General features: G+C 36.8%; 4 protein-coding genes (1 of these 4 only partly in view). 2 read left to right on the top strand and 2 right to left on the bottom strand.

Going from position 1 to position 7,063, the window contains the following annotated elements; all coding sequences use genetic code 11:
• Positions 1 to 436, top strand: partial view of a bifunctional metallophosphatase/5'-nucleotidase gene (locus L6469_RS14055; RefSeq protein WP_006281402.1) — the 3' portion only. It extends 1,250 nt beyond the left edge of the window; the window shows 436 of its 1,686 coding nt (coding positions 1,251-1,686); the start codon falls outside the window, past its left edge; it ends in the stop codon at positions 434 to 436.
• 52 nt (positions 437 to 488) lie between these two features.
• Here L6469_RS14055 and L6469_RS14050 read toward each other — a convergent pair whose 3' ends face one another.
• On the bottom strand, positions 489 to 2,858 hold the full coding sequence (locus L6469_RS14050; RefSeq protein ID WP_006281401.1) for an outer membrane beta-barrel family protein: 2,370 nt from the start codon (positions 2,856 to 2,858) through the stop codon (positions 489 to 491).
• Between the two features lie 943 nt (positions 2,859 to 3,801).
• Here L6469_RS14050 and L6469_RS14045 point away from each other — a divergent pair.
• Positions 3,802 to 6,276 (top strand): glycosyl hydrolase family 95 catalytic domain-containing protein, encoded by a 2,475-nt coding sequence (locus tag L6469_RS14045; protein WP_006281400.1) that lies wholly within the window; start codon positions 3,802 to 3,804, stop codon positions 6,274 to 6,276.
• Positions 6,277 to 6,283: 7 nt separating this feature from the next.
• Here L6469_RS14045 and L6469_RS14040 read toward each other — a convergent pair whose 3' ends face one another.
• Positions 6,284 to 7,048: an alpha/beta hydrolase gene (locus tag L6469_RS14040; protein WP_006281399.1), complete on the bottom strand. Its 765-nt coding sequence runs from the start codon at positions 7,046 to 7,048 to the stop codon at positions 6,284 to 6,286.
• Between the last annotated feature and the right edge of the window lie 15 nt (positions 7,049 to 7,063).

Genomic DNA, 7,063 nt, shown 5'->3' with positions numbered 1-7,063 from the left:
CGAAATCATGCGTATTGAAACTTATTCTTATCATGGTAAGTTGTATTATTTTTTCAAAAATATTGCCTTTAATTTTGATACTGCAGCAGGAATAGATTATGAGGTGGATGTTACTCGGCCTATGGGAAATAGGGTGAGAATTATTCGAATGAGTAATGGCAATGCTTTTCATCTTCATCAAGTTTACCGTGTCGTTATGCATAGCTATCGTGCTCATGGTGGTGGTGAATTATTGACAAAAGGAGCTGGTATTTCCTTTTCAGAATTACCAGCTCGTATCATCTATCAAAGTCCTCATACCCAGCGTTATTATCTTCAAAAAGCTTTGATGGAAGCTAAACATATAACAATATCAGCTCATTCTAACTGGAAATTTGTTCCTGATGAATGGGTAAAACCAGCGTTGAAGAAAGCTTATTTCAAGTTATTTCATTAGTTGTTTTTACATCTTTCATACGATACTTTTTCTTTCATCAAAGCTATTGTTTTTATAGTCTTTCTTTCTCCTCGGCATTAGAAGTTTCAAATCTTCCTTTTGTCTTGTTAAAAAAGTTACCCAATTTTTTAATGACCGTCAAATTAATTTGTCGTTCGTCGTTATAATTGTCAAATATTTGGTTTATACCATTTGAATAGTATGAATACTTAGGAGTACTACTTTTTAATATATCTTCTGCTTGTAAACGGATCGTCATATCCTTCTTTTTGTTGGTATAATGTAGTCCAATATTCAGCAAGAATGAATTTCTGAACTTTCGATAATTATAATAACCTGGTAAGTTATCTTCCATATATATCGAAGCCGACAATTTTTTATTTATGGCAATTGTATTATCCAGTGTGAAATTCACGCCCCATCCTTTTATGCTTTTAAATTGAGCTGCTTTAGAACTATAATTGGTATAGGTAATATCGTTAGACAATTTTGATTCAATCGCCGTACCTATTTGAAGATTAAGCTCCGAGTTAATTCCAAACTGATATATATCTAGATAATTATCAGCCCTTTCTATTTGATTTTGGATATGGTCTGCATCTAGGATAACCATTTTTCCAAAGTCGTTGGTCGTGTTAGAGGAGTAAATTCTAGTAAATAAAAGATCCTTGTACATATAAGTAAGACTAGCCAAGTGTATATTTGATGGTTTCAGAAAAGGATTTCCTTCCGAGTAATCATATTTGCTGCTGTACCATCGAAAAGGATCTAATAAGTGATAATCAGGTCTTTTAATTCTTCCAGAATAGTTTACATTGATAACGTTGTTATCATTGATCACATACCTCATATCAATGGAAGGAAAACATCTAAAATAATGATTCGTATGAGTTTGCTGGTAGGTATATGATATTCCTTTCGTATAAGTGAGTTCTCCTCGAAGGCCAAGATCTACAGATAAAGCCTTGTATGAAAAAGATGAATTCAGATATAAAGCATGACTTGTCTCTCGGTAGCCAAAGGTATTTTGTGGTATGGCATTAGGCGATAAAGTTTCGTTATTTTCATTAAATGAAGTAGAGTTTGTATATGAAAATTTATAGCCTTCTGTAAAATCTATTTTTTTATATTGATTCTTACCATCTATCTTAAAGGTAAAAATATCATAATTCTGATGACCACGACTGAAATATGTTTCGTCTTCAGTAAGTAGTGGGTTGTAGGTCATAGATCTCCAACCTCTATAGTTTTTGATATAGTTATTAATATATCCTGCTGTTACATTTATATCAGAATGATCATTAAAGGAGTGTGCATAATTCATTTCTCCATTAAACTGATGATTTCCAGAATACCCCTGTCCAAGAGAAGACATAATCGAGTCTGTAACGGTATTATTTAAAGATTGGTACCTAGTAATGTTCTCGATATCATGATTTTTATCTTTGTCATACCATGGTATTTGCAGCGTAGCAGATAAATTATTTTTGTGATCAAAAACATAGTTGAAGTTCGTGAGCATCATTACATTTGTAATCTTATTTTTTCTTGGATTATTGGTAGAAATGACCTCATTTTCGAAGTAATTAGAATATCTGCTATGTGTGAAATTATTGGAATGGCTACCTAAGATGATATTTCCTATCGTTAATTTCTGGTTAGAATAAATGATATTCGCTGAAGCTCCAGCAGACAAATCATGAGCTGCTGATATTTTGCCTAATAAGCGAGTTTGCCATCCTGGATTAACAGAACGTTTCGTTATGATTTTCAAAATTCCGATGTTTCCTTCAGCCTCATATTTTGCAGGAGGATTAGAGATGACTTGGATACTTTCGATATTATCCAATCCTAGTGAATTTAAATATTCTAGTAAGTCGCTACCTTTAACATATAGTTGATGATGATTCAAATATACTAAAACGATGTCCTTTCCGGCCATTGTAATCGTATTATTTTTGAGATGTAGAGTTGGTATTTGGGGTAGGATATCAGAGAGTATTTTACCGTCTTTTTTAATGGCATCCATACGGACTAATAATCCATTATGTAATAGTTGAATAGGCCTTTTTCTAGCCCTTATTTCTACCTCGCCAAGACTCAGGGCTTGATCATTTAAATAGACATCATGTTGGTTTTGATTAGTAACATGGAATATTTGATCTAAACATCCAATATAGCTATATACAAGACTATCAGCATGTTGGGCTTTAATTTCATAATAGCCTAAGCTATCAGAATAAGTTATTGCTTTAGAAGTAGCGTTTCTTACTGTTGCATAAGCGAGTGGTTCTTTTGAGTTTTGTAGATAGATATGCCCACGAACGATATTGTTTTGTGCATCAACGGGCATATATGCTATGAGTAGAAAAATGATAGTACTTAATAAAGTATGAAGAGATTCAAAAAATAAATCTTTCATTTTCTAATTGGTTTTGTTTTTTTATTGAATTAGTTGTCCTGGATATAACGTTTCTAGGTAGGTATACGCCTTTTTTACCAGACGGGGCTGGATATTATTCGCATGCAATATAATATCAGAATAATCGTTCAAATAGTAAGTAAATGCAGCGGTATAGTTGAAATTTTATTTCATTTGCAAATATATTATAACAATCTGAAACTTGCAATGATTATTTTTTATATTATATATAATTAAGACTTGTTTTACACAATTTAAAATTTTAGTAGATTTTCGCGACTTGCGAATCCTACAAGTAGGTGTTCATTTAGTTGATATTATTCATCAAGTACTTTTTAGGTATTGAAAAGTTGTGTATCGCTTTTGGTCTATTGTTAATTTTCTCCCTTGTCTTTGTAATTTGTGTTGGTTTATGTTTTTTCCTTCTTAGGTAAGTTTGCTTTATTAAAGTTAAAAACTGTGTTCGTACACAAAAAAATTGATATAAAACAAGAAAAGGGTGAAAAATATGCTAAAAAACATATGTTTTGCTTGTTAATTCAAAAAGTATTTGTACTTTTGCAGTACCAAACTAAGGTTAATTGATTGTTTAGGGTAATTAAGGGTTTTACATTAGGTAATAGATAGGTAAATAAAGATTGTATATATAGACTAGGTTAACATATAGGTTTTTAGGTTATAAGTAGGTAAAGATTCATTTTAGGTTAACAATTTGCGATTTAAAGGGGTTCAGCCAATTGGGCTGGATATCCCCTAAATTGGCGAGGGAATTTTCCTTCGTTTTTTTTGTTTTATACAGTATGTGATTTATGTCTATTCGTTTATTTATCAAAAGGTTTTGATTTGAATAGTTATTAATTCAAATTTTTTTATTATTTTTGCAATCAAACTTTATATAAACCAGAGAGATAATCTTTCTCTTGATTTAGAACCTGTAATAAACATGAAAAAAATCTTTTTTTTGCTTTTCGTTCTAAGTTGTCTAAAACTCCAGGCAGCCCAGGAACTTAAATTGTGGTATAATCATCCTGCTTCTATCTGGCAAGAAGCCTTACCAATTGGTAACGGACGTATTGCCGGTATGATTTATGGTGGTGTCCAATCTGAGGAAATTCAACTCAACGAAGAAACCGTGTGGGGTGGAGGTCCCCATAGTAATGTACGTGCCATTCCCGTTGATACCTTGCGTCAAGTTCGCCAACTTATCTTTGATGGTCAAGAGAAAGCGGCTCATGCTATGATTAATCGGAATTTTATGACGGGTCAGCATGGTATGCCCTATGAAAGCGTAGGCTCTCTAAAAATCGATTTTAATTATCGTGCTGGCGATACCCGTAATTATCGTAGAGAGTTAGATCTTAATCGTGCAGTTTCTACGACTACTTTCCAAGTAGGTAAAGTAACCTATAAGCGTGAAGTCTTTACCACATTCTCATCGCCAGAGCATCATGCAAATGTTATGGTAATACGCTTAACGGCTTCTAAACGTGGTTCTATATCCTTTAAATTACATTATACCTCTCCACTTCGCCATGCTATCACCTTGAATCAACAGGGCGATCTTTGTATGCTAGGTTATGGTGCTGATCATGAGGGCATAAAAGGAGTTATTCAGGCAAGTACCGTTACCCGTGTCTTGAATATTGGAGGTAAAATAAAGCGAAATGGAGAGTCGATTGAGGTGACGAATGCGAATCAAGTAGAGATTCGCTTGGCTATGGGTACCAATTTCAAAAGCTATAACGAGGTTAGTCTGGATGCAAAGGCACAAACCTTTGGTGAATTGCAGACAGCATCTCCATATACTTACGAAGCATTACTTCAGCAACATGAGCAAGTGTATCAGAACCAGTTTGGTCGTGTTTCACTCGATTTAGGCGAAAACACGAATGAAACATCTTTACCAACAGATGAACGCTTACGTCGTTTTCAGCAAAGTAATGATCCAGCTCTTGCTACACTAGTATTTCAGTATGGACGATATCTTCTCATCTCTTCATCCCAGATAGATAGTCGAACCCCAGCCAATTTGCAAGGTATTTGGAATAAAGATATGAATGCGCCATGGGATGGCAAATATACCATAAATATTAATACCGAAATGAATTATTGGCCCGCTCAGACCACCAATCTTTCAGATAACGAATGGCCTTTATACCGTTTGGTGCAAAATCTTAGTAAGACTGGTGTAGAAGCAGCATCTAAGATGTATGGGGCGAAAGGATATATGGCACATCATAACACAGATATCTGGGCAACTACAGGTATGGTAGATGGTGCCACCTGGGGTATTTGGCCGAATGGAGCTGGTTGGCTTTCTACCCATCTCTGGCAACGGTATCTCTTTACAGGTGATCAACAGTTCTTACGTACTTTTTATCCGCAGTTGAAAGGAGCAGCTGATTTCTATCTTACCGCTATGGTTCGTCATCCGAAATATGGCTATATGGTTACAGTACCAAGTATTTCGCCCGAACATGGTCCTCATGGCAAACCGTCTGTAACTGCTGGTTGTACGATGGATAATCAGATTGCTTTTGATGTACTTCAAGATGCATTGCAGGCAACAGAAGTATTAGGAGAGTCAGAGGCTTATGCCGATAGTTTGCGACAACATATTCGTCAGCTTGCTCCTATGCAAGTAGGTCGATATTGCCAGTTGCAAGAATGGCTTGAAGATGCTGATGATCCGAAGGACGGTCATCGCCATGTGTCTCATGCCTATGGCTTGTTTCCAAGTAATCAGATATCAGCTACCCGCACACCAGAGTTGTTCGAAGCTATTCGCAATACATTAGTTCAGCGTGGTGATGAAGCTACGGGATGGAGTATTGGTTGGAAAATTAATCTTTGGGCACGCTTGTTAGATGGAAACCATGCTTATCAGCTTGTGCGAAATCTGTTAAGTGTATTACCATCTGATGCTGATGCAGCCAACTATCCTAAGGGTAGAATGTATCCGAATCTTTTTGATGCACATCCGCCTTTCCAGATTGATGGTAATTTTGGCTTTACAGCTGGAGTGGCAGAGATGTTGCTCCAGAGCCAGGATGGCATGGTACAACTGTTACCAGCTCTTCCTGATGTATGGCAGCAAGGACAGGTTTCGGGTTTGAAGGCTCGTGGAAATTTTGAAGTAGCCATGAACTGGAAACAGGGTAAACTGGTTACAGCCGAGGTGAAGTCTGTGATCGGTGGTAATCTTCGCATAGCATCGTATACACCTCTGCAGAGTAAAGATAAACAGCTGGTTGTTGCTCAGGGCGATAATCCTAATCCGCTCTTTAAAGTGGCACAGGGTAAAAAAGCTATCGTCTCTTCTGAAGCTCATTTGCAATTGCAGCCACAGAAGAAGTTGTTTGTCTATGATATCATGACATCACCTGGTGAGGTCATTTATCTTCAAGCCGTTCAATAAAACAATTCTATTGGATGATATCTCTGTTGATCAATTGGTTTAGCCAGTTGATGAACAGAGATTTCCATTTGATAGCCTCTGTAGAAGTCTTTTCTGCAGTAGCTCCAAAACCGTGTCCACCCGTTTTAAATTGGTGATAAAAGTGTGGTTTATGATGCGCTGTCAGTGCACTGTCCATTAGTTCTGAATTGCGATAATTTACGATAGGATCGTCCGTGCAGTTGATAAGAAATACAGGACAGGTGATACGATCCGCATGCTTTTCCATAGAAAGCGAATCGCACAACATCTTGTTGCGTTTACGATATTCGCCTAACAGTCCGCGACGAGAGCGCTTGTGAGTGCAAGCAGCAGATAAACTTACTACCGGATATATCGGAGCGACGAAATCGGGTGCGATGTCTTTAGGACTATATTCAGCCGACGTCAGTACCAGGTGTCCACCAGCAGAGAATCCCATTGCACCGACAAATTGGTAGCCTTTGCTACGAACCTTTTGAAGAGTCTTATTGAGCGCATTGATCTGATCGGGATACTGGTGACCTCGATAGATCAGGCGACTATGGTATGCAAAAGCCGCCCAACCGGCTGTAGGATAGTAGAGAACATAAGCAGCAATACCATTTTCGTTCAACCAGTGTGCCACATCTATCCCTTCTGTCTTTTTATCCAGCCAACAGTAGCTTCCACCGGGACAAACGATAATTGCCGTTTTGGTTTTTCCTTTAGGCAAAAACTCTATTACTTTTTGTGCTTGTATGGAGAGTACCATCGAGCAAGCTATTGT

The sequence above is a fragment of the Segatella baroniae B14 genome (genome assembly GCF_022024235.1).
Lineage (GTDB): Bacteria > Bacteroidota > Bacteroidia > Bacteroidales > Bacteroidaceae > Prevotella > Prevotella bryantii.
Note: the sequence above shows the minus strand (reverse complement) of the source record. Positions and strands in the feature narration are given on the sequence as shown.